The sequence below is a fragment of the Arcobacter ellisii genome, assembly GCF_003544915.1.
GTDB lineage: Bacteria > Campylobacterota > Campylobacteria > Campylobacterales > Arcobacteraceae > Aliarcobacter > Aliarcobacter ellisii.
Map to the genome: position 1 here is coordinate 1,453,429 of NZ_CP032097.1, position 19,927 is coordinate 1,473,355.

Consider the following 19,927-nt stretch of genomic DNA (forward strand, 5'->3'; position numbering starts at 1 on the left):
ACCAGCAACAATAATTTTAATAAATTAAAGTTTTCTAATGTCACCTGTATCAATTGATACATCTTGAGGTTTAGCTGCTAAAAACTCTGTTGCAGCAAATGGTTTGATAGTTGCTTTTAATGTTTCCGCTAACTCATTTACATTTACAGAAGATTTAAAAACAAGAGGTCTATTGAATGCACTAATATAAACAGTTTCAGCACCTTTATGTCTCATTTTGATTGAATCAGCAGTAACAAAAGAAGTAGAAGCAGAATTTGTACCAGCACTTAAAGTTAAATTTTGTTCATAAACTTCAACAATTCCGTCTAAAGCATTAACTAAAACCGATAACTCTGTTTCATCATCACAAGGAACAGTAATAGTTGCAGTTTTTTCCGCTTTTCCGTTATGTGCAATTGTTTGTTTTACAATATATTTTTTTGAAGCCATTTTTTTCTCCTTAATTTTATTTTTTATTACTTGGCTTTGTAATAAGTAATGAAATTATTTAAAAAATAAAAAATTAAATCAATAGACATAAATTAATAAAAAAACCTCGATTTTATGGTAGTTGATTTTTAATTTTATGCAATATAACAATTTGTATAACTAAATAATGTTGTTGTTTTAGTATTTTAAAGTTAATTTTATTTTATCTCTATCAATATTTTTATTATTCAAAGTCAAATTTTGAACAATTAAATCTTTAAAAATTTCAGGTTTAAAGTTTTTATTTAATTTTGGTACAAAACTAGAAAATTGATATTTATCATCATAAATATAAAATGAACAACGTTTAACATAATCTCCTTCATCTTTTTTAACTGTTGTATCTAAATGAACATATTTTCTAATTTCTAATAATTCTCCATCAATAGTTGACTCAAAAAAATCTTTAACTTTTTGGTAAGAATCTGAATAAAACTCTTCGACATAAGTTTTTGAATTTCTTTGATATTGTACTTGATATAAAAAATCAATATTTTCATCTTTTGCAATTTCATTATAAAAACTAATATCATAAAATCCAATAATAGGCTCATTGATAATAAATAGTTTTTTATAAGCTGTTTCTAGCTGTTCTTGTGTAATTGATTTTTTTACATTATATAAAGTAAACTGTTTTGAATAATTTTTACTATATGCAAAAATGATTACTTTATGATAAGCAAGACTTTCAACAAATGGAGGTTTAGAAACATAATTAACATTATAATTCTTTGAATATACAACCTCTTTAATATTTCTTACGATTGCAGTCGAAAGAGTAGTTAAAAAACTTAACACTTTACTTTTAGAAGATGATTCAAGATAAAAAGTATCTGCCCTTCCCTGACTCATTGTAATATGAAAAAACATTTTAATATTTCCTTTTTTATTTTATTTGTTTTTATACATCGGGCTAAAGCCCTAATGTATATTTGTTTATCCTGCAAGACCTGAACGAGAAAGTACAGATTTTAAAGCTGTTGCAAGATTTGTTATTTCTCCATCTACTGTTTTTGAAAACTCATTATATTTATTAAGATTTTCATGTAAACTAGCCCAAGAACCTTGACCAGCTTCAACAAGTTTAATCCCAGTTGCTCTTTCATATAATCTTCTGTCATCTGTATTATTTAACCAAGTTCCAGTCATTGTTTTATGAGTAAATCTTGTTAAATATGAATTTTCATTACTATTTTTTAAAGTTGAAGCACTTAAAGAAAGATTATCTAATTTAGAATCCATTTGAAATTGTTGATTTTGGTAATGAAATTTATGTGCGTCAAATGAATTTACGTTATTTTGAATCATTTTTGCAACTTCAATTCTTTCAGCAGTTCTATCACTTCCCATAATCAATGAAGCAGTTTTAAAAGCTTTACTACCTTTAAATCTAGAATCTTTTATTTTTTGCATAAATTTAGATTTGAAAGAACCAGCAACAATATAAACCCATAGAGCTGTACCAATTTTAACACCTCTTTCAAAAAAGAAATTCATTATTTTAGTATAGGCATATAAGGTTAAACCCATTGAAAGAGTTTGTATAAATGATTGCATAGCTTCATCAAATTCAGAATCTCCCTCAAAATCTTTTAAGAAAGGCTCTGTAAGTTTTCTCATTCTTCTATATAAAAGAGAGGAAACAAAATCCTCTACACCATCTTCAACAGCATTTTTCCCAATATCTGCTAATTTTTGAGTAGCCATATTAATTTTATCCTTTGATTTTATTCTTATCACAAAGCCAAGAAAAAAATAAATTCAAAGAGTAAAAATGTATTATTGTTGTTTTTCTCCATCTTGATTATTAATATAATCTTCAACAAGAATCCTATCAATAATTTCTAAAGGATTTTGAAAAAGATTAAACCCATCAGTAGAACCTAAAACATCACCAACTGCATCAGTAGTTACAGGAAAGAAATCTTGAACATAATCAATTAAATCTTCCATTTTAGTTCCATTAATTTCTATTTGATCAATCCAAGATTCTGCATTTTTTTTAGCTTCAATTTCACGAGGTTTAATAATATTTCCTGAACTATCTTTTACATTTGAATCGCCATTTTTTAAGAAGTCTAAATGGTCATTTTTCTTTGTTATATTTTCAACAATTTTTGCATTAGTTTCTTTTTGATTTTCGATACCCTCAACTATTTTAGTGTTTGTAGCTGATTGATTTTGAGCCATTGTATTAAGTGATTGGACTATTGGTGCAGTATCTAAAGAAACATTAACGCCACCAGTTGCATTAATTGTTGTGGTTTTACTTTCAATAGCCTCTTGAATTTTTTGTAAAGATTCTAAAATCAAAGCTTGAACCATAGTCTCATTCAAAGAAGTATCTTCAATAGTTTTTTTTAAATTATGCAACATTGATGTATTAGCATCTTGACTATTTAAAATAGCTTGTGTGTTTCTAATTGCACTTTGTGCAGAAGCTTTAATAATCTTTTGTTGATTTTCTAAATAAACATTTTGAGCTTTCACCAAATTATTATTTTCAATTCCAATCATAGACTTATTAAAATTTTCTGCTTGCATAGTTCCCACTAAAGTGCCATCACCATCTTGAATATCTTCCATTTTATTCATTGCAGTAGTTATAGTCAAGGTTTTTAATCCACCATCTTGACTGTTTAAATCTGCAATAAGCTGTCCATTTCCAACATTGAAAAACTCATCATTTCCAGTTGTAAATTCGATAACACCGCCCCCATCGGTATAAATTTTATATGTACCCATTATTTAACCCCTAACACACTTGCAATTTTTTGTAATAGTTGAACCATTTCATTAAGTTTATTGTAACAATCATCAGCAGTTGGTGTAGCTGATTCCGTTGGTGTTTGTGTATCTTCAGGCATTTTTATTCCTTTCTTTTTTTATTAAATATTATTTGGATTAGTCTTATTGAACAAATCAAAAAGACAACATTTTTTAATTATTGGCTCTGTTGTATCAGGTAAGAAATCAAAATTAATAGAACCATTAAATTTATCTGCGTATTGGTCATAACCTTTTAATCTTATTCTATATACTTTATATTTTAAAGATTGATTAGCTAATTTTTCTTGTGTTCCACCAAAAGGTTTAGGTGCAATATAATAAGTATTATTTCTTTCAAGAAGTCTCATATAGAAAAATTCAAAAGGATTAAAAGCATTATAAAAACGTGAAAAATTAGGCACAAATGTAGGCAATGAATTAAATTCAGTTTCATCAACATTAATATTATTTTGAGTTTCTACAACTGTACTATGAGTAAAAGGTTTTATATAACTACGATTATAAGTATCAAGACCTATAGTATTCTCAAAAATATGTGAAAATGGATTTATATAACTATCCCCAAATTTATTAGAATTAGTTTTGAATGGAGAATAATTATTAACCGTATTAAACAACATATCATTAAAAGTTGAAGGCATTATAGATAATTGTTCATCTGTAAAAGTTGGCAATTCTAAAATAGCTAAATTCCCAGTTGTAACACCAAGATAATTAAAAAATTGAACAAAATCAATATAACAAATATAATCATAATAAACTTTTTCATAATTATTTGAATCTAGTGAATTATTGTCATTTAATTTAACTCTGTAAATTTTACACTTCAATAATTCAAAAGTTAAATAATTTTGTTCATTGTAAGTTATAAATGATTTTTGTTTTAAACTATAATAACTTGAACCAACTGGAAAAATATAATCTTTATCGCCAAAATTTGTAAATAGAAAAATATATAAATCCTCTAAATAATCTTGTATCCAAGATTTTAAAGAAAAAAGTACATAAGGTTCCATTAATTCTATCATTTTAAATTTTCTATAACTCTCTAACTGTTCAAATGTATAAGAATCAGAATCAGCTGGAATTAATTCACTTTGATTAAATGGATAGCTATTAAATAGATTGTTTATTTCTGTTTCTCTATCAACAAAAAAAGATGAATTAATTTCCTCTGAATAACTAGAACTATGAGAGTCTAAAAAATAATTTAAACTATGAAATTCAATCATATAATCAAAGCTAGTATCAAAAAAAGGATATACTCTTAGATTATTGAAAGATTTTACATAAGAATCAAATATTTTCATTTTAAACCTTAGATTTTTGGCATTTAATAGTCGTGCAAACATTTAACTCATCAGCAATTTTTTTGGTTACTGTATTGTTTGTTTGTTCTGCTAAATATTGAGTTGATAATTGTGCAATTTGTAGCAATTTATCATCTTTTTTTGTATCTGTTGTATTAATATATTCTTTTACTGTTTTTACAGCAACTGGAACAAATATATTAATTATTAATTGTTTTAAGATTGTAATAAACATTTTAGTATTTCCCCTCTCTCATTACTTTACTTAGATATTCACTTCTTAATAGTCCTGAATTTCCTCTTTTATTATCTTTCATATCATATTCAATGAATTCTCTATGCCATTTTGAGTTAAGCATTTCTTTACTTGCAGATTCAAAATCATTTTTCTTTAAAAATGCTATTGTATTTTTAAATCCAAGAAGTTTAGGAACTCCCATATTAAAAGCCATTTCTAAAAGAACATTTTGTCTAATATCATCTAGCTTTTTAAATATTGGTAATTTGTCCTCTAACTCTAATTTAATGTTTAAAATGTCATTTTTTAACATCAAATCTGCTTCACTTTTTGAAATTCCATTTAATCTTAAATTTCTACCCCAACCAATTGTTATATGACCTTTTGGGCACAAATAAGGTTTTAAACTTATGTTTTCACTCTTTTTAATTGATTTTTCTAATTCTTCATAATTCATTTTTACAAATCCTTTAATTTTTTTAAATATTTTTTAGTGGTTCTTGAATCAAGTCCACAACATTTTGCTACACTATAAGAATTAATTGTTATTCTTTTATTTACATTGTTTTCCCCCTCTCTTTTTAAGATTAATTCGCCAATAGCTTTTAAAATTTGATGTTCAATAGGATTTATTTTTATTACAATTTCTTTCATAACTAAACCCTATAAAGTTTTTTGTTAAACTCTTCAAACGTTGTAAGTGTTGAAGATTCATTCTCTAAAATTGCAAAAGTATCTTTTATATTATTTACAAAGTCCTTTTTAAAATCATAGAAGTATTGTTCAATAATTCCTGAATGGTTATAGAATGCGTTAGCCTTAACCATATAATCAAGAGTATTTAAACGTGCTTTGTCCACTAAAGTTAAAGAGTGTTTTTCTCTACATTCTTTATCTGCTTCGTGAAGTATTTTTGATAATTCATTAGAATCAAATGCACCACGTTTTAATTTTATAAATGTTGAAAGTACAGCTTTAAAAGCATTTTTAACGTATTCAACTTCGGGCTTAGATATATCTTTTGCACGTTGTAATTTTGGTTCTATTTTGTTATTAAATGATTGAATTGAATCCCAAACGTAAGAAGGTTCAGCATTACGAAATCTTTGTCTTAAAGTTTCAGGACTTAAATATTTGAAAGTACCATTTTTTAATATTTTAACTTGTGTTATTTGTTCGTGAACTTCTTGATTAGTTAAATCTTTATGAACAAATCTTGAAACACAATAAGCCCATAAATTAGAAATAGAATTAATAACGTTAGTCATATCTTCATAAAGTCCTGAACCTTGCATTAATTCTTTAAGTCTTTCTCTACGTAATTGGAACTCTATTCGCCAAACATTACGATTTGGATTGAAGTTATCTTTATAATTCCACGAAAGAACCTGAATAAATGCCTTTTCTTTCTTTTGATTTATTTCAGTAGTTTTATTATAAATTCTTAATAATTCATCGCCCTTACCTATTGAAAAGCCCGTAAATCTATTACCAAAATAAAACTCACTTGAAATGTCATTATGAAAAATTGTTTTTGTTTTTGAAAGTGTTTTAATTCTATGAAAATCAAATGTTGAAAATTCATATCCTTGAATATCTTTTGCTAAATGAATCTCACTTACTTTAATTAGATATTTTTCAATAAGATTATTAATACAATCTTTAACTAAATCAATGGCAATTTTATATCCATTTCTTAGCAAAAATTCGGCTCTAAACTCAACTTTAATAATAGGATTGTAATGTTTACCTATTTTTAAAAGACCGATTGAAAAATCCCCATTTTGCAACACAACGTTAAAATTACTTTGTGAAGTTGCCATAACGTTAAATTTAGTTCCATCAATATCAGTTTTAATATATCTTTTTTGATTATCAGGATTTTTTATTTCCATTGCTTTTGATTTTAAAATTACAAATCCATCAACAAAATCATTAAATTTTTTTATTTCATCTATTGTTAGATTATGATTAGGATAAAATTGCAATTTTAAAGTATCTACTATATCGTTTAAAACAGTTATAGAATTTTGATTTTTAACCACTTAGACCCCCTTGTTAATCCAGCACGGGAACCGACTCCCGCACCTCTTTATATTTCTTAAATTTTTGTGAATTTTGTAATAATTGGTTTTAATTCTGTAACTCCAAAGTTAGTAACTAACCCCATTCTTCCAACAGCTAAATATTTTTTCATATCTTCTAAATCTTCAAAAGTTTCTTTTTCATCAATTTGAGATTCAAATTCAAAACCTGAAGCCGATAACATTACAAAATATTTATCAGGATAACATTGAGGAACATCACCTATCATTTTTTGTTTATTAGTTGTTTTATCAATAATTGGTTGTCCTTTTTGAACTCTTTTTGCTGTAACTTGTACACCAAGCTCAACAACATTTTTTTCTCTTTGTTCTTGTTTTAATTCAAACTCTTTATTCATTCTTGCAACTTGTTGCTCAATTAGTTGTTCTAATTCTGCTTTTGTATAAGTTTGTTTTTCATTACCCATTTTTTTGCCTTTTTGTTAATTTATTTAAGGTGTTTAAACCTTTGTTTAACCCTTGTAAAAAATCAAGAATTAAGCAAAAATTTAAAATGTTATACTTAGGGAGTAAGTCCCTAAGATTTTAAATATTGTTTCTCATAGTTATTAATTTTGACTACATTAAAATCAAAATCAAAAACAACTTGAGAGGAAACCAAATCACTACCCACATATCTTTCACAATAAAAAACGATTGAATTAGGAAAAATAGGATAATGTTTTGAAGTAACTGTAACCCTTTCTACATTCGGACTATAAAAAAAACAAATTTTTTTATAAATTTCAATAGCTTCATTATTAGAAAATATATAATGATTATCACGAGTAATAAGAGAACCTCTTACAAATTCATTTCTTAATTTTTCAACATCATCAATAATCTGAAAATCTTCTTTTGTAAGTAGATTCTTATCTGATGTATATTCATCATAATCAACACCCATCTCCTCTGCTAGAAATTCATCTGCTATTCTTGAACCATTCATAAAATATCCTTTTACGTGCAGTAGCACTAATTAAACTTAATCTAGTTGTCGCCCCATCTTTTTTTGCTGTTTAAGTGAGAGGATTTATCTTCCACTTACACAAACTTCCATTCACTCGCTAACTTTGTGTATGGTAAGCCCCATCGTTCGATAATCTGCAATTCAATATCATTTAGAGATATTATTAACGGGTGCACTGTTTAGCTAAAAAAATACATTTCTAGCCCTTGCGTAATTTGTTCAGCTGATAACTGAAAAAATCGAATCTTTTTTTATTTTATTTTTCTCTTTGGAAATATCGGGCTAAAGCCCTTATATTTCCTTGTGTCTTTTGCCTTTCGGCAGTTTATTTATTTTTAAAGAACATAAAGCCTAAAGGCTTAAATAAACCCTTTTAAAGGGCTAATTTAAACTTTTAGAAAAGTGTTAATTGTTTTAATTTACTTGTCATAATTTCCTCTTTTATAAACTCTTTTGGGATTACAGTTCTATTATCTGTATAATAGAAATAATCCATTATTGTGTTAGGAAAAACTTTTTGAATTTTTATATGATTAAGTGCATTTTCAAACTGTTGTTTTCTAGTTAATTTATTGTTTTTTAATTCATCTTTATCAAGTAAAAACAATGGAGTTTCTTTTAATTCATTAGTGTTCAAATCGTGATAATAAAAATTGATATAAACATTTATACCTCTTGAAAATTTTTGAAAAGCTGACAAATCTGTAAGCCATTGATAACCAAATCTTTTCATTTCATAAGCTATGTTATTTTTCATTTTTTAATAATCCTATAAATCAAATAATTCAAAAAGTTTATGAATCACGATTTTTGAATTATGTGAATCTTTATCCGAATAAATTTCAGTTGTTTTAACTGAACCGTGTCCTAAAACGTCTCTTATATCTTCTAAAGGCAATCCAAGAGAATTACGTGCAACAGTTCCAACAACGTGTCTAAAATCTTGACATCTAAAAGAAAGAGGAACATTTGAAGCAATTTTTATAGATTTAAAAAATTTACTTATTGTTGAGTATGGTGTTTTAGTTTTTGGATTGATGAATATAAAATCATCTTCGCCTCTTAATACTTGAAGTTCTAAAAATTCACTTCTTAAAAAGTTTGTCATTTGATGTGAATGTGTTTTTTTATCTTTTGATTTATGTGCTGGAATTATGTAATTATTAGCTACAAAATTAATTTCAGACCAACAAAGATTTACAGCTTCGCCCCAACGTCTTCCGTGAATCATTAAAATTAATAAAAGTCTTTTTTTTCTATTTTCTAAATCTGTAATATCAATATCAAAAATATTTTTATAAAAAAGTGTAATTTGTTCAACTGTTAAAGTCATAGGAACGTGATTATCATATGGTTTAATCGTAACGTGTTGAGCTGGATTATCTCTTTTTAAAATGCCCTCTTTTTTAAGGAATGTAAAAAAAGATTGAATACTAGATTTAATATTCTCTTGTGTTTTTCTAGCACATTTAATTGAACCGATAGAGTTTTTATTATCTAAATCATTTATAAACTCTTGAATATCAGAATAATTAATTTTATCAATTTCCATAGAGCCAAATTTAGGAAGAATCCATTTAGTAAATCTTGATTTTTTAGTCTGTTGTTCTTGCTTAGACCATTTTTTAAACTCTACTCTTTCAAACTCTAAAAATGCAGTTTTAAAAAGAGTTTTAGACAAAGCATTAGCAAGTTTATTTCCATAAACATTACTTTTAAATTTAGAATCTATTTCATTATTTGATTTAATTTGTTTAAATTTTTGAACAGCTATTGTAAGAGATTCTCCAAGATTAACTTTTTGTTGTTTACCTTGTAAATCTGTATATCTTCCGTAATAAGTTTTTTTATTTGTTTTTTTAGAAACAACGTAAAAGATACCTTGATGACTTGTTTTAATCATTTTAAAAGACCTCTTAAATTGTTTTCAAAATTAACTAAAGTTTGTCTAACTAGATAAGATTGATTTAAAAGATTTTCGATTTCTAATTCATCAAGTTTGCTATCATTATTTTTATATTCAAAATATTTTTGATTTAAAGTTCCTGAAACAGCATTAATATTAAAAATAGAAAAATCAGGATTTAAAGCAATATTTGAATCAGTTGCAGAATCTGAAAGTACAAAATTATATTTATTTACAATATAGTCTAAAATGATTTTTTGTTGTTCAGATTCAAAAATATCAAGGATTAAAAATAGTTGTTCTACTCTTAAATATTTTTCGCTAGTAGTAAAATAATTGTTTAATTCCTTTACAGACTTTAAACCTAATTTATTAATAATTAAATCTCTTGCAGTTCCACGAGATAAACCGAAAAAATTTTCAAAATTATTACAAGCTAATCGAATATTGTTTATAAGCTTTTCATCTTTTGGAATGTTAGAAAATGAAGACATTTTATTCCTTTATAGTGCAAAAATTGGCTATAATGGATAATTTAAAGAGGTGTACTTTGGCGAGTTTGACTCTTTAAAATATCTTTAATATTTGTGTATTGTAATAAATTTTATGACAAATGTCAATATATTTATTACCAAAAGTAAGGAAATTTATGTCAAAAATAAGCGAGAATTTTTGTAAAGCCCTAGATATATTAGGTTTGAGACAAATTGATATTTCAAAAAAATATGACATTCCAAGACAAACAGTCAATATTTTTATGACAGACCAAAAAACTATTACAGATAAATTGATTGAAGTTTGTGAAAAAGAAAACATAAATTTAAACTTTATTGCAACTGGAAAAGGCAATATAATTATAAAAGAAAATGAAAAAACAAATTTTAAAGAAGAACTTCATAAAATGATTGATGAAATAAAAGAAGAAAAAGCAGAAATTTATTATCATCTCATAAAAGCTGAAATTTTAAAGGAAAAATTATAAAAATAATTTTTATTTTATTTTGACTTGTTATAATTTAATAAATTATAATAAGGATAAATAATGAAAAAATTAGTTATTTTAACTACATTAACAACATCACTATTATTTGGTGAAGTTTACTACAATAACAAGCAACAAAAAAATACTTACAAAGATGATAGTATAAACTTTAAAAATGCTGAAATATTTAGAGTTTCTCATTATAGAGATTATGTTGAAGTTACAATTTCAACTAAAGAAAATGGAAGAATAAGAACTAAACTAGAAAGAACTTCATTAAAAGAAGGTGATAGGGTATCGGGTAATTGTAGAAACTATGAATATGGTGAATACAAAACTTGTTATATAAGATAAAATATGCCTATTAAAAACGATTGGACTAAAAACAAAAAAAATCTTAATTTTAATAATGATGAAAAAAAACATAATATTATTTTAGGAGGAATAATAATAGTTGCTCTTGGTGCTACAATTGGACTATATTTATATATTCAAAATTTAAAAGAAAAAGAAATTCAAGAGTATAACAAACAAGTTACTTTATATAATAAAATGTTAAAAGAAAAAAAAGATATACAAAATAAAAATATAAATAACTATGAAAATAATAGTTATAAAGATTTTAATATAAAGATTGAGTACACAAGATATGAAGATTATAATTTTATTTACAATATTCAAACAATAATAAATGAATTAAATAAAATAAAAAGTAAAGAAAATGAAAACGATTATAAAATTGAAATTGTAGGTAATATATCTGAATATGGAAATTTATTTTATAAAATATATAAAAGAAATAATTCATATTTTTATGATGATGATTTTAATAAAACACTAGAAAATTTAAAAAAAGTAAAATTTAGAGAACAATCAAAAAATGTTAATTTTAAAATATACATTCATAATAACTCTTACGATTTGAATTAAATAAAAAATTGAAGATATGTATTTTATTACATATCTTTTTTTATGCCCTAAAAACTAATACAAATTTTATAAAAAATCCTAAAAAATTAAAATGTTAAGAAGTTCGATTTTATCGAATATAGAGTATTATAAAAAAGTACAAAAAAGTTTACAATTTTGTACTTTTTTTAAGGTTATGTAAAGTTATTTATCTCTATAATTCCACACGTTGTTATTTAGTATCTTGTACTCATAACCCGAAGGTCATAGGTTCAAATCCTATTTCCGCAACCAAAAAATGTTTACTTTAAAATGATGTCTTATGTCAAGGTAGCTCAGCTGGCTAGAGCGCTGGTCTCATAAGCCGGAGGTCGAGAGTTCAAGTCTCTCTCTTGACACCATTTTAAAGTGAATAGCACTTTATGTGCTGGTGTAGCTCAGTTGGCTAGAGCAGCTGATTTGTAATCAGCAGGTCGGGGGTTCGACTCCCTTCACCAGCTCCACTAAATTCAAACTTTTTTTCTCACAAAATAAGAAATCATTATTAAGTTTACTCATAAATTAATATGCGCGAGTGTTAGTTTATATTATTATTTTCGGAATTATATTTCCGAAAATAATTTAATTTTTAAATTGTTTGTGTTTTTAAAAACTCTGAATGAGCTTTAGGAGACATACCAAACATTCTTGAATACTCTCTACTAAATTGAGAAGGAGATTCATATCCTACTGCAAAGGCAACTGCAGAAGCTTCTATATTTTGATTAAGAAGCATCAATTTTGCTTCTTCAAGTCTAATCTTTTTTTGAAATTGAATGGGAGACATTGAAGTAATTGTTTTAAAATTCTGATAAAAAGAGGCCTCACTCATATCTATCAAATCTGCAAGTTCTTTTACACTTAGTTTTTCATTGAAGTTATCTTTTATTTCAGAAATAACTTTTACAATTTTATTTGATACTGTTCCTTGCATTGCAAATTTATTAAGAAAATATCCACTTTTATCATTTATTAAAATAAATAAAATCTCTTTTATTACTAAAGGATAAAGATAATTCATCTCTTCTTTTTCTCTATTAAGTAAATTAATTAATCTATTTATTGGTTCATAAAGTTTTTCACTAATGTCATCAAAAAATAGTGCTTTTTCAGATTTTGAATTAAATGCAAGTTTCTTTGGATTTATATTTTTAATTACATCATAAATATCTTCCATACTAAATTTTATACGAAAAGAAATATATGGTTTTTCGAAACTTGCTTCAAGTATTTTTACTTTTGCTGGAATATGTGCAGAAGATAAAAGATACTTTTTAGATCCATAACTATAAAGTTCTTCTCCAAAACCAACAGCTTTACTCCCTTGTAAAATAATACAAAGTGAAGGTTCATAAATTACTGTATTAAATTCAGTTAATTCTTTTGAAAAATAAAAATCTAAACTTGGAATTTCTGTCTGAATTTCTCCATTAATAGTATAAGTATATTTTTGTTTTATAAGTTCAAGTATATTTAACTGAAACTGTTTTATTAGACTTTCCATAGTTAATCCAAATTGAGTAATATCTAATTTATTATAGTTAATATTTTTTTATTTAGGTATAAAAATACTCTAGTTTAATTGCCTAATTCTATAAAATAGATTATTTAAAAATAGATTATTATAGAAGAAAGTACCTATTGCTAGGTACTTTTATAGTTAGATTAGATTGTAATTTCTTTAATATCAGCGATTTTTCTAAATCCTTGATATACTAAACCAATTAGATTTTTTCTATTAGTTTTGATTTTTTCATCTTCATGATTTACAAATACATTATCAAAGAAGTTATCTAATTGTGGTTTTAAAGCAAATAAAGCCTCTAACTCTTCATCAACTGTAATATATTTTTTAAATTGTGCTTCATGGAATTTTGTATATAACTCTTTTTCTTCTTTATTTTCTAATAAATCTTCATCAATTGTAAGTTTAACTGATGTATCAATATCTTTAATAATATTTGCAACCCTTTTAAATGTTGCAACATAATCTTTAAAGTTGTCACTTTGTACTATAGGATTTAAAGCACAAATTTTTTGAGAAATTTTATAAATATCTGTTTCTCCACTTGCAAGAACTGCTTTTAAAACAGTTGGGTTTACTTCAAAGATTTTAAATAATCTTTCATTAAAGAACTCTATTAAAACTTTTTTATCTAAATTTTTATAATTGTGTGCTAATTCATCAATAATTTTTGATAAATCAATTGATAATTTATGTTCAATTGCAATTTTTACAATTCCAGCTGCTGCTCTTCTTAAACCAAATGGGTCTTTTGAACCTGTTGGAATTTTTCCAACACTAAATAAAGCCATTAAATTATCTAGTTTATTTGATAAAGCAACTATTGAAGAAAAAATATTTGAAGGTAATTCAGAATCTTCACCAGTTGGTAAATATTGTTCTTTTAAAGATAAAGAAACCAAATCATTTTCTTTTGCAATTTTTGCATAGTAATATCCCATAAGTCCTTGAAGTTCTGTAAATTCATAAACCATTTCAGACATTAAATCAGCTTTTGAAAGCATAACAGCTCTTTGAATTAACTCTTTTTCTTTTATTTCAAATGTATCAGCTAAATATGCTGCAATTTTTGCTTCTCTTTCACATTTATCATACATTGAACCTAAACCTTCGACAAACACAAGTTTTTTAAGTCCTTCATTTGATAAACCATTTCTAATATCATTTTTGTAAAAGAACATAGCATCAGCTAGTCTTGGTCTTAATACTTTTTCATTTCCAGCAATAATATATCCAAAATCATCAGTTTTTGCATTTGAAACAACAATGAAATTATTTGATAATTTTCCATCTTTATAAACTGCAAAATATCTTTGATTTTCTTTCATAGAAGTTACAATTACTTCTTCTGGTAACTCTAAAAACTCCTCATCAAATTTTCCGATTAAAGCTGTTGGATACTCTGTAATTGCAACAACTTCTTCAAGTAATTCTGTATCGATTTCAATTTTGATATTGTGTCTTTGCTCAATATTTTTCATTTGTTCTAAAATGATTTTTCTTCTTTCATCTGGATATAAAATAACGCCATTTTTATCAAGTTTACAGAAGTAATCACCTGCAAAAGAGTAAGTAAATGGTTCATAAGAAACCATTCTATGAGCAAATGAGAAATTAGATGATTTAACTCCAAAAAGTTCGGCATCAACTATCTCTTCACCCAAAATAATAGATAAACTTCTAATTGGTCTAATAAAACTATCAGTTCTACTTGCCCATCTCATAGATTTTCCAAAATTTAATGAATGAACAAATTCATTTACCATATCATTTAATAAATTTTTAGAAACAGTACCAACTACTTCTTGTTTGAAATATAAAACTTTGCCTTTTCCTAAATCAATTTTATCTAATGCAGATACATCAACTCCACATTTAGCTGCAAAACTAATAGCAGCACCTGTTGGAACTCCATCTTTATAAGCTATTTTAACAGGAGCTCCAAACTGTTCAACTGTTGAATCTTCTTGTTTTATTTGGAATTCTCTATGCCATAATACTAATCTTCTTGGTGTATAAAAAAAGTCAAAATCGCACAATAATCTATTTTTTTCTAATATATCACTCCATTTTTTTTCAATATTTGGTAATTCATTTAAAAATGGAATTGCTGGTAATTCTTCAACACCAATCTCAATTAATAATGGTTTATTCATCTATTTTATCCTTGTTAGAGTTATTGTTTTTTTCATTTTCTTCAAGTTTGTCTGTATATTTATTGATTTGTTGTCGATTAAAGTTGATTATAAATAAAGCAACCATAATAACAAACATAATAAGTATTATTGTGTCTAATATATCTTTCACATTTTTCCTAATTTGTATCTATTAAAAGGGGGCTATTCTAACTAATTATTACTTATTTTTTAGTAAATCAACTAATGTTGAACCTTCATTGATACCAGGAGTTTTAAAAATATCTTCTTTATTTATATGACATTTTTTACAAGATGCTAAATTTTGATGTTCAACTCTATTTGATTCTATAAGTTTGTTTTGAGAATGGCAAGCAAAACAATCGCCACCACACTCAACCATTGTTGTTGGTGTTTTAGTATGACACTCTACACAACTAACTAATATTTGATGATGTTTTTCTTTTATAGATTCTTTTAAAATTGGATGACAAGACATACAATTGCCACTACAAGCAAAAGAATAGAAATAAAAAGTAAATAAAAATAGAACTATTTTCATATTAAATTTTTATAAATAACACCATCAATTTCATTTTTAGCAATATTTTCTAACTCATCATTTGATTTGATTATTGCTAAAATTTTAGAATCATACATATAATTATCTGCTATTTTTTGTAGTTTTTTAGCTAATTTTTTTTCACATATTATATATTTTGCATTTAAACTATTAGAATAAATTGCCTCTTTTATACTTTTTACAACAATAGCAATAGACAATTCATTTTCATAAGAGTATTTTAATAACTCTTCATTATAAAAAAACAATAAAGTTGAATTTGCTTTTGTATTTTGTATATCTTCAATAGAATTTATCAAATTTAACTCTTCAAATGGAACTAAATTATCTCCAATTATTATCATAGCAATACCCTATTTATTTAATAAACACTCTTTTGAGCAATAAAATTTACCATTACTTACAATTGCTTCTTTTTTAGAAACATAAGTTTTGCAAGTAGGACACTCAACCATCTCATCTGTAATCATTTCATCTTTTTTATTTATCTCTTTTTCTCTGCCTTTTTTAAATAAAAAAACATATATCAAAAAAGCTGCGATTATTACTATAACTACTTTTAAAACCATTATTAACCTTTTATATATAAATAGTTTCTATCTTTTCTATTTACTATTTTATAATTATTTATTTTTGCAATCTCCAGCTCTTCTTCTAGCATACTTCCTTTATAAAAAAGGTATGAACTATTTTCTTTTTTTATATTTTTTGTAATATCTAAAAGTAAAGAAGTATTTGTAACTGCTCTTGAAGTTATCAAATCAACTTTTAAATCTTTAACCTCTTCTACTCTATTACATAAAACCGTAAGATTTTCAAGTTTTAAACTAGCTTTTACAAAATTCAAAAAAGAGACTCTTTTTATTCTTGGCTCAATCAAATAAGATTTTACATCTCTTAAAGCAATTGCAAGTATAAGTCCAGGATAACCAGCACCTGTTCCTATATCTGCAAAACTTTCATGATTTTCTATAAAATTTAAAGGATATAAAGAGTCTAAAATATTTTCATTTATATCCTCTTTTGTTAATCTACCGCTTAGATTGTGAACACTTCCCCATTGTTGTAAAAGTTTAGTAAAAACTTCACAATCTTCATAAAATTTATCATCAAATTTTAAATTATTTGATTCTAGTAACTCTTTTAATATCAAAGTAAATGCCCCATTTGCTCTTTCTTTGTAGCTAAATATTTTTCATTATATTTATTTGCTTCAATTATTGCTGGGATTCTTTCAACTATTTGTATTCCTAAACTCTCAACATACTCTATTTTTTTAGGATTATTTGTAATAAGTTTTAATTTTTTTACACCTAAATCTTCTAAAATATACCCGATGATTGAATAATCTCTTTCATCTTCTTTAAAACCTAATTCTAAATTAGCTTCTATTGTATTTCTTCCTAAATCTTGTAGAGAATATGCGTTTACTTTGTTGAATAGACCTATATTTCTTCCTTCTTGTTTGTGATAAATCACTAAACCACCATTTTTAGCTATAAAATCCAATGCTAAATTTAACTGTTCTTGACAGTCGCATTTTAGGCTTCCAAGAGCATCTCCTGTTAGGCATTCTGAGTGAATTCTCACATAAGGAACTTCAATTTTTTCAAAATCTTCACTCATAATTGCTAGATGTTCTTGATAGTCATCTTTATATGCTTTTATTTTAAAATTTCCATGTTTTGTTGGTAATTTAGCAATATTTGACTTTTCAATATTCATTTGTATTTAAACCTTAAACTGTTAAAATCCGAAGATTATAACCAAAAGAGGTAAATAGAATGTTTAAACGATTTAGAAGATTAAGAATAAATGAAACACTAAGAAATTTGGTACAAGAGACAGTTTTAACACCTGATGATTTTATCTATCCATTATTTGTAAGAGAAGGTCAAAATATAAAAACTGAAGTGGCATCAATGCCTGGTGTTTATCAAATGAGTATTGATGAAATTTTAAAAGAGTGTGAATATTTAGTAAGTATAAATTTAAAATCAATTATTTTATTTGGGATTCCTGATACTAAAGATTCCGTTGGAAGTGAATGTCTATGTGGGGAGAGTATAATTGCAAGAACAATTAAAGCAATTAAAGCAAAATTCCCTCAAATGTTTGTCGTAACTGATTTATGTTTTTGTGAATATACAGACCATGGACATTGTGGTATTTTAGACCCAAAAACTGGAAGTGTTGATAATGATAAAACATTAGAAATCTCTGCACAACAAGCAGTAGTTCATGCTCGTGCTGGTGCAGATATGATAGCACCTTCAGGTATGATGGATGGGATTATTACTACTTTAAGAAATGCACTTGATGAAAATGGATTTAAAAATCTTCCAATTATGGCATATTCAACAAAATTTGCAAGTGGATATTATGGACCATTTAGAGATGTAGCTGAATCAACTCCATCATTTGGTGATAGAAGAACATATCAAATGAATCCAGCAAATAGACTTGAAGCAATTGAAGAATCACTTGAAGATGAAAAAGAAGGTGCAGATATACTTATGGTTAAACCAGCACTTGCATTTTTAGATATTGTTAGAGATATTAGAAACCAAACAAATCTTCCTTTATGTGTTTATAACGTAAGTGGTGAATATGCTATGCTTAAACATGCTGGAATTGCAGGATTAATTGATTATGAAAGAGTTATGATGGAAACTATGATTGCATTTAAAAGAGCAGGAGCAAATATAATCATCTCTTACCATGCAAAAGAGGTTTGTGAGATTTTAAGAAAAAACTAAAATGAGCACAACTTATCAAGAAGCAATTGAAAATTCAAATATTGTCTCAAAAACAGATATAAATGGAATTATCACTTTTGTAAATGATGAGTTTTGCAAAATCTCTGGATACTCTTATGATGAACTAATTGGTCAAAACCATAACATCGTAAGACATCCAGATGTACAAGCTTCTAGTTTTGAAGTTTTATGGAAAACTATTTTAGATAAAAAACCCTACAAAGCAACAGTAAAAAATCTTACAAAAGATAAAAAAACTGTCTACTTAAATACTACAATAACCCCTATTTTAGATGATTTTGGAAATATAATAGAATTTATTGCAATAAGATATGATGTAACTTTTGAGGTTGAACTTAAAAAAAGTTTAGAACAAAAAGAGAAAGAACTTGAAGAGTTAAATCAAAATTTAGAACTAAAAGTTCTTGAGCAAACCAAACAGTTAAAAGAGTTAAATAAAACTTTAGAAAAAAGAGTGCAAGAAGAGATTTCTAAAAATGATGAAAAACAAAAACTTCTTTTTTGGCAATCAAGAATGGCAAGTTTAGGACAGATGCTTGGAAATATTGCTCACCAATGGAGACAACCTCTAACTGAATTAAATCTTACTTTATTTAATATGAAAAAAGCCTCTTTAAATAAAGATGAAAAAAAGGTAGAAGAGTTATACAAAGAGAGTAAAAATCTAATTTCTGGTATGTCAACAACCATTGAAGATTTTACAAACTTCTTTAATCCTTTAAAAGAGAAAAAAAGCTTTGAAATAAAAGATGTGATAAATGAAGTTTTAACAATTTTAAGAAAAGTAATAGAACAAGAAGAGATAAAAATCAAAGTAGATGTTCCCATAAACTACAAAATTTTAGGGGTTTCAAATGAGTTAGCTCAAGTTTTAATAAACCTAATACAAAATTCAAAAGATGCTTTTAGACAAAATGAAATAAAAGATAAAAATATTTTTATAAGTTTAAAAGAGAAAAAAAATTTAGATAAAAAATCTGTAATTTTAGAGATTGAAGATAATGCAGGTGGAATAAAAGAAGAAAACTTAGATTCTATCTTTGAGCCCTACTTTACAACAAAACATAAATCACAAGGAACTGGACTTGGATTATTTATGTCAAAAATGATTATAGAAAAGAGTTTAGAAGGGACTTTGAGTCATAGAAACAGTAAAAATGGTTCGATTTTTACAATCACAATTTTTTTAAATGAAAAAGAGTAAA

Annotated in this window: 28 protein-coding genes and 2 tRNA genes; 7 read left to right on the forward strand and 23 right to left on the reverse strand. The window is 25.6% G+C overall.

Annotation, left to right across the window (positions count from 1 at the left end):
- Positions 1–24: 24 nt before the first annotated feature.
- The 15 genes from AELL_RS07485 to AELL_RS07550 all read right to left on the reverse strand — a co-directional run bounded on the left by AELL_RS07485 (position 25) and on the right by AELL_RS07550 (position 10,263).
- Positions 25–432 (reverse strand): hypothetical protein, encoded by a 408-nt coding sequence (locus AELL_RS07485; protein WP_118917347.1) that lies wholly within the window; start codon positions 430–432, stop codon positions 25–27.
- Positions 433–609: 177 nt separating this feature from the next.
- Complete coding sequence (locus tag AELL_RS07490) at positions 610–1,341, reverse strand: hypothetical protein (RefSeq protein WP_118917348.1); 732 nt, start codon at positions 1,339–1,341, stop codon at positions 610–612.
- Between the two features lie 66 nt (positions 1,342–1,407).
- Complete coding sequence (locus AELL_RS07495) at positions 1,408–2,178, reverse strand: hypothetical protein (RefSeq protein WP_118917349.1); 771 nt, start codon at positions 2,176–2,178, stop codon at positions 1,408–1,410.
- A gap of 72 nt (positions 2,179–2,250) precedes the next feature.
- Entirely contained in the window at positions 2,251–3,216 is a 966-nt protein-coding gene (locus tag AELL_RS07500; protein ID WP_118917350.1) for a hypothetical protein, read from the reverse strand.
- Entirely contained in the window at positions 3,216–3,338 is a 123-nt protein-coding gene (locus tag AELL_RS14410; RefSeq protein ID WP_268878303.1) for a hypothetical protein, read from the reverse strand. The genes AELL_RS07500 and AELL_RS14410 overlap by 1 nt, the downstream gene beginning before the upstream one ends.
- Positions 3,339–3,359: 21 nt before the next feature.
- Positions 3,360–4,571 carry a hypothetical protein gene (locus AELL_RS07505; RefSeq protein ID WP_118917351.1) on the reverse strand — a complete coding sequence of 404 codons (1,212 nt, stop codon included), beginning with the start codon at positions 4,569–4,571 and terminating at the stop codon, positions 3,360–3,362.
- Position 4,572: 1 nt separating this feature from the next.
- Positions 4,573–4,806, reverse strand: a complete 234-nt coding sequence (locus tag AELL_RS07510) for a hypothetical protein (RefSeq protein WP_118917352.1) — start codon at positions 4,804–4,806, stop codon at positions 4,573–4,575.
- Position 4,807: 1 nt separating this feature from the next.
- Complete coding sequence (locus AELL_RS07515; protein WP_118917353.1) at positions 4,808–5,266, reverse strand: glycoside hydrolase family protein; 459 nt, start codon at positions 5,264–5,266, stop codon at positions 4,808–4,810.
- 2 nt (positions 5,267–5,268) lie between these two features.
- Positions 5,269–5,463 carry a hypothetical protein gene (locus tag AELL_RS07520; RefSeq protein WP_118917354.1) on the reverse strand — a complete coding sequence of 65 codons (195 nt, stop codon included), beginning with the start codon at positions 5,461–5,463 and terminating at the stop codon, positions 5,269–5,271.
- 2 nt (positions 5,464–5,465) lie between these two features.
- Positions 5,466–6,854, reverse strand: a complete 1,389-nt coding sequence (locus AELL_RS07525; protein WP_118917355.1) for a hypothetical protein — start codon at positions 6,852–6,854, stop codon at positions 5,466–5,468.
- Positions 6,855–6,910: 56 nt separating this feature from the next.
- Positions 6,911–7,321, reverse strand: coding sequence for a hypothetical protein (locus AELL_RS07530; RefSeq protein ID WP_118917356.1), 411 nt, complete (start codon positions 7,319–7,321; stop codon positions 6,911–6,913).
- A 110-nt stretch (positions 7,322–7,431) separates the two neighbouring features.
- The gene (locus AELL_RS07535; RefSeq protein WP_118917357.1) at positions 7,432–7,842 is read right to left on the reverse strand and encodes a hypothetical protein; all 411 of its coding nucleotides are present in this window, start codon (positions 7,840–7,842) and stop codon (positions 7,432–7,434) included.
- 415 nt (positions 7,843–8,257) lie between these two features.
- The gene (locus tag AELL_RS07540; RefSeq protein ID WP_118917358.1) at positions 8,258–8,620 is read right to left on the reverse strand and encodes a hypothetical protein; all 363 of its coding nucleotides are present in this window, start codon (positions 8,618–8,620) and stop codon (positions 8,258–8,260) included.
- A 12-nt stretch (positions 8,621–8,632) separates the two neighbouring features.
- Positions 8,633–9,766: a tyrosine-type recombinase/integrase gene (locus AELL_RS07545; RefSeq protein WP_118917359.1), complete on the reverse strand. Its 1,134-nt coding sequence runs from the start codon at positions 9,764–9,766 to the stop codon at positions 8,633–8,635.
- Positions 9,763–10,263 carry a hypothetical protein gene (locus tag AELL_RS07550; RefSeq protein WP_118917360.1) on the reverse strand — a complete coding sequence of 167 codons (501 nt, stop codon included), beginning with the start codon at positions 10,261–10,263 and terminating at the stop codon, positions 9,763–9,765. Before AELL_RS07550 ends, AELL_RS07545 begins: the two co-directional genes overlap by 4 nt.
- Before the next feature lie 155 nt (positions 10,264–10,418).
- Between AELL_RS07550 and AELL_RS14280 the strand changes: the two genes are divergently transcribed.
- The 5 genes from AELL_RS14280 to AELL_RS07570 all read left to right on the forward strand — a co-directional run bounded on the left by AELL_RS14280 (position 10,419) and on the right by AELL_RS07570 (position 12,163).
- Entirely contained in the window at positions 10,419–10,751 is a 333-nt protein-coding gene (locus tag AELL_RS14280; protein WP_164967243.1) for a hypothetical protein, read from the forward strand.
- 60 nt (positions 10,752–10,811) lie between these two features.
- On the forward strand, positions 10,812–11,105 hold the full coding sequence (locus AELL_RS07555) for a hypothetical protein (protein WP_118917361.1): 294 nt from the start codon (positions 10,812–10,814) through the stop codon (positions 11,103–11,105).
- Between the two features lie 3 nt (positions 11,106–11,108).
- A complete protein-coding gene (locus AELL_RS07560) occupies positions 11,109–11,681 on the forward strand; it encodes a hypothetical protein (RefSeq protein WP_118917362.1) in 573 nt (190 codons plus the stop codon).
- 303 nt (positions 11,682–11,984) lie between these two features.
- Positions 11,985–12,061 (forward strand) — tRNA-Met (locus AELL_RS07565).
- Positions 12,062–12,086: 25 nt separating this feature from the next.
- Positions 12,087–12,163: transfer RNA gene (locus AELL_RS07570), tRNA-Thr, on the forward strand.
- 125 nt (positions 12,164–12,288) lie between these two features.
- Here the strand turns inward: AELL_RS07570 and AELL_RS07575 are convergent.
- The 8 genes from AELL_RS07575 to ribA form a co-directional block, all read right to left on the reverse strand.
- On the reverse strand, positions 12,289–13,203 hold the full coding sequence (locus tag AELL_RS07575; RefSeq protein ID WP_118917363.1) for an AraC family transcriptional regulator: 915 nt from the start codon (positions 13,201–13,203) through the stop codon (positions 12,289–12,291).
- 161 nt (positions 13,204–13,364) lie between these two features.
- On the reverse strand, positions 13,365–15,380 hold the full coding sequence (gene glyS / locus AELL_RS07580; protein WP_118917364.1) for a glycine--tRNA ligase subunit beta: 2,016 nt from the start codon (positions 15,378–15,380) through the stop codon (positions 13,365–13,367).
- Positions 15,373–15,531, reverse strand: a complete 159-nt coding sequence (locus AELL_RS14285) for a hypothetical protein (protein ID WP_164967242.1) — start codon at positions 15,529–15,531, stop codon at positions 15,373–15,375. Before AELL_RS14285 ends, glyS begins: the two co-directional genes overlap by 8 nt.
- 48 nt (positions 15,532–15,579) lie before the next feature.
- On the reverse strand, positions 15,580–15,858 hold the full coding sequence (locus tag AELL_RS07585; RefSeq protein ID WP_118917365.1) for a hypothetical protein: 279 nt from the start codon (positions 15,856–15,858) through the stop codon (positions 15,580–15,582).
- Positions 15,859–15,917: 59 nt separating this feature from the next.
- A complete protein-coding gene (locus AELL_RS07590; RefSeq protein ID WP_118917366.1) occupies positions 15,918–16,286 on the reverse strand; it encodes a hypothetical protein in 369 nt (122 codons plus the stop codon).
- Positions 16,287–16,295: 9 nt separating this feature from the next.
- Positions 16,296–16,511, reverse strand: coding sequence for a PP0621 family protein (locus AELL_RS07595; RefSeq protein ID WP_118917367.1), 216 nt, complete (start codon positions 16,509–16,511; stop codon positions 16,296–16,298).
- Positions 16,512–16,513: 2 nt separating this feature from the next.
- The gene (rsmG, locus tag AELL_RS07600; RefSeq protein ID WP_226805965.1) at positions 16,514–17,095 is read right to left on the reverse strand and encodes a 16S rRNA (guanine(527)-N(7))-methyltransferase RsmG; all 582 of its coding nucleotides are present in this window, start codon (positions 17,093–17,095) and stop codon (positions 16,514–16,516) included.
- Positions 17,092–17,667 carry a GTP cyclohydrolase II gene (gene ribA / locus AELL_RS07605; RefSeq protein WP_118917368.1) on the reverse strand — a complete coding sequence of 192 codons (576 nt, stop codon included), beginning with the start codon at positions 17,665–17,667 and terminating at the stop codon, positions 17,092–17,094. The genes rsmG and ribA overlap by 4 nt, the downstream gene beginning before the upstream one ends.
- A 59-nt stretch (positions 17,668–17,726) precedes the next feature.
- Between ribA and hemB the strand changes: the two genes are divergently transcribed.
- On the forward strand, positions 17,727–18,701 hold the full coding sequence (gene hemB, locus AELL_RS07610) for a porphobilinogen synthase (RefSeq protein WP_118917369.1): 975 nt from the start codon (positions 17,727–17,729) through the stop codon (positions 18,699–18,701).
- 1 nt (position 18,702) lies between these two features.
- A complete protein-coding gene (locus AELL_RS07615) occupies positions 18,703–19,926 on the forward strand; it encodes a PAS domain-containing sensor histidine kinase (protein ID WP_118917370.1) in 1,224 nt (407 codons plus the stop codon).
- The last annotated feature ends 1 nt before the right edge of the window (position 19,927 follow it).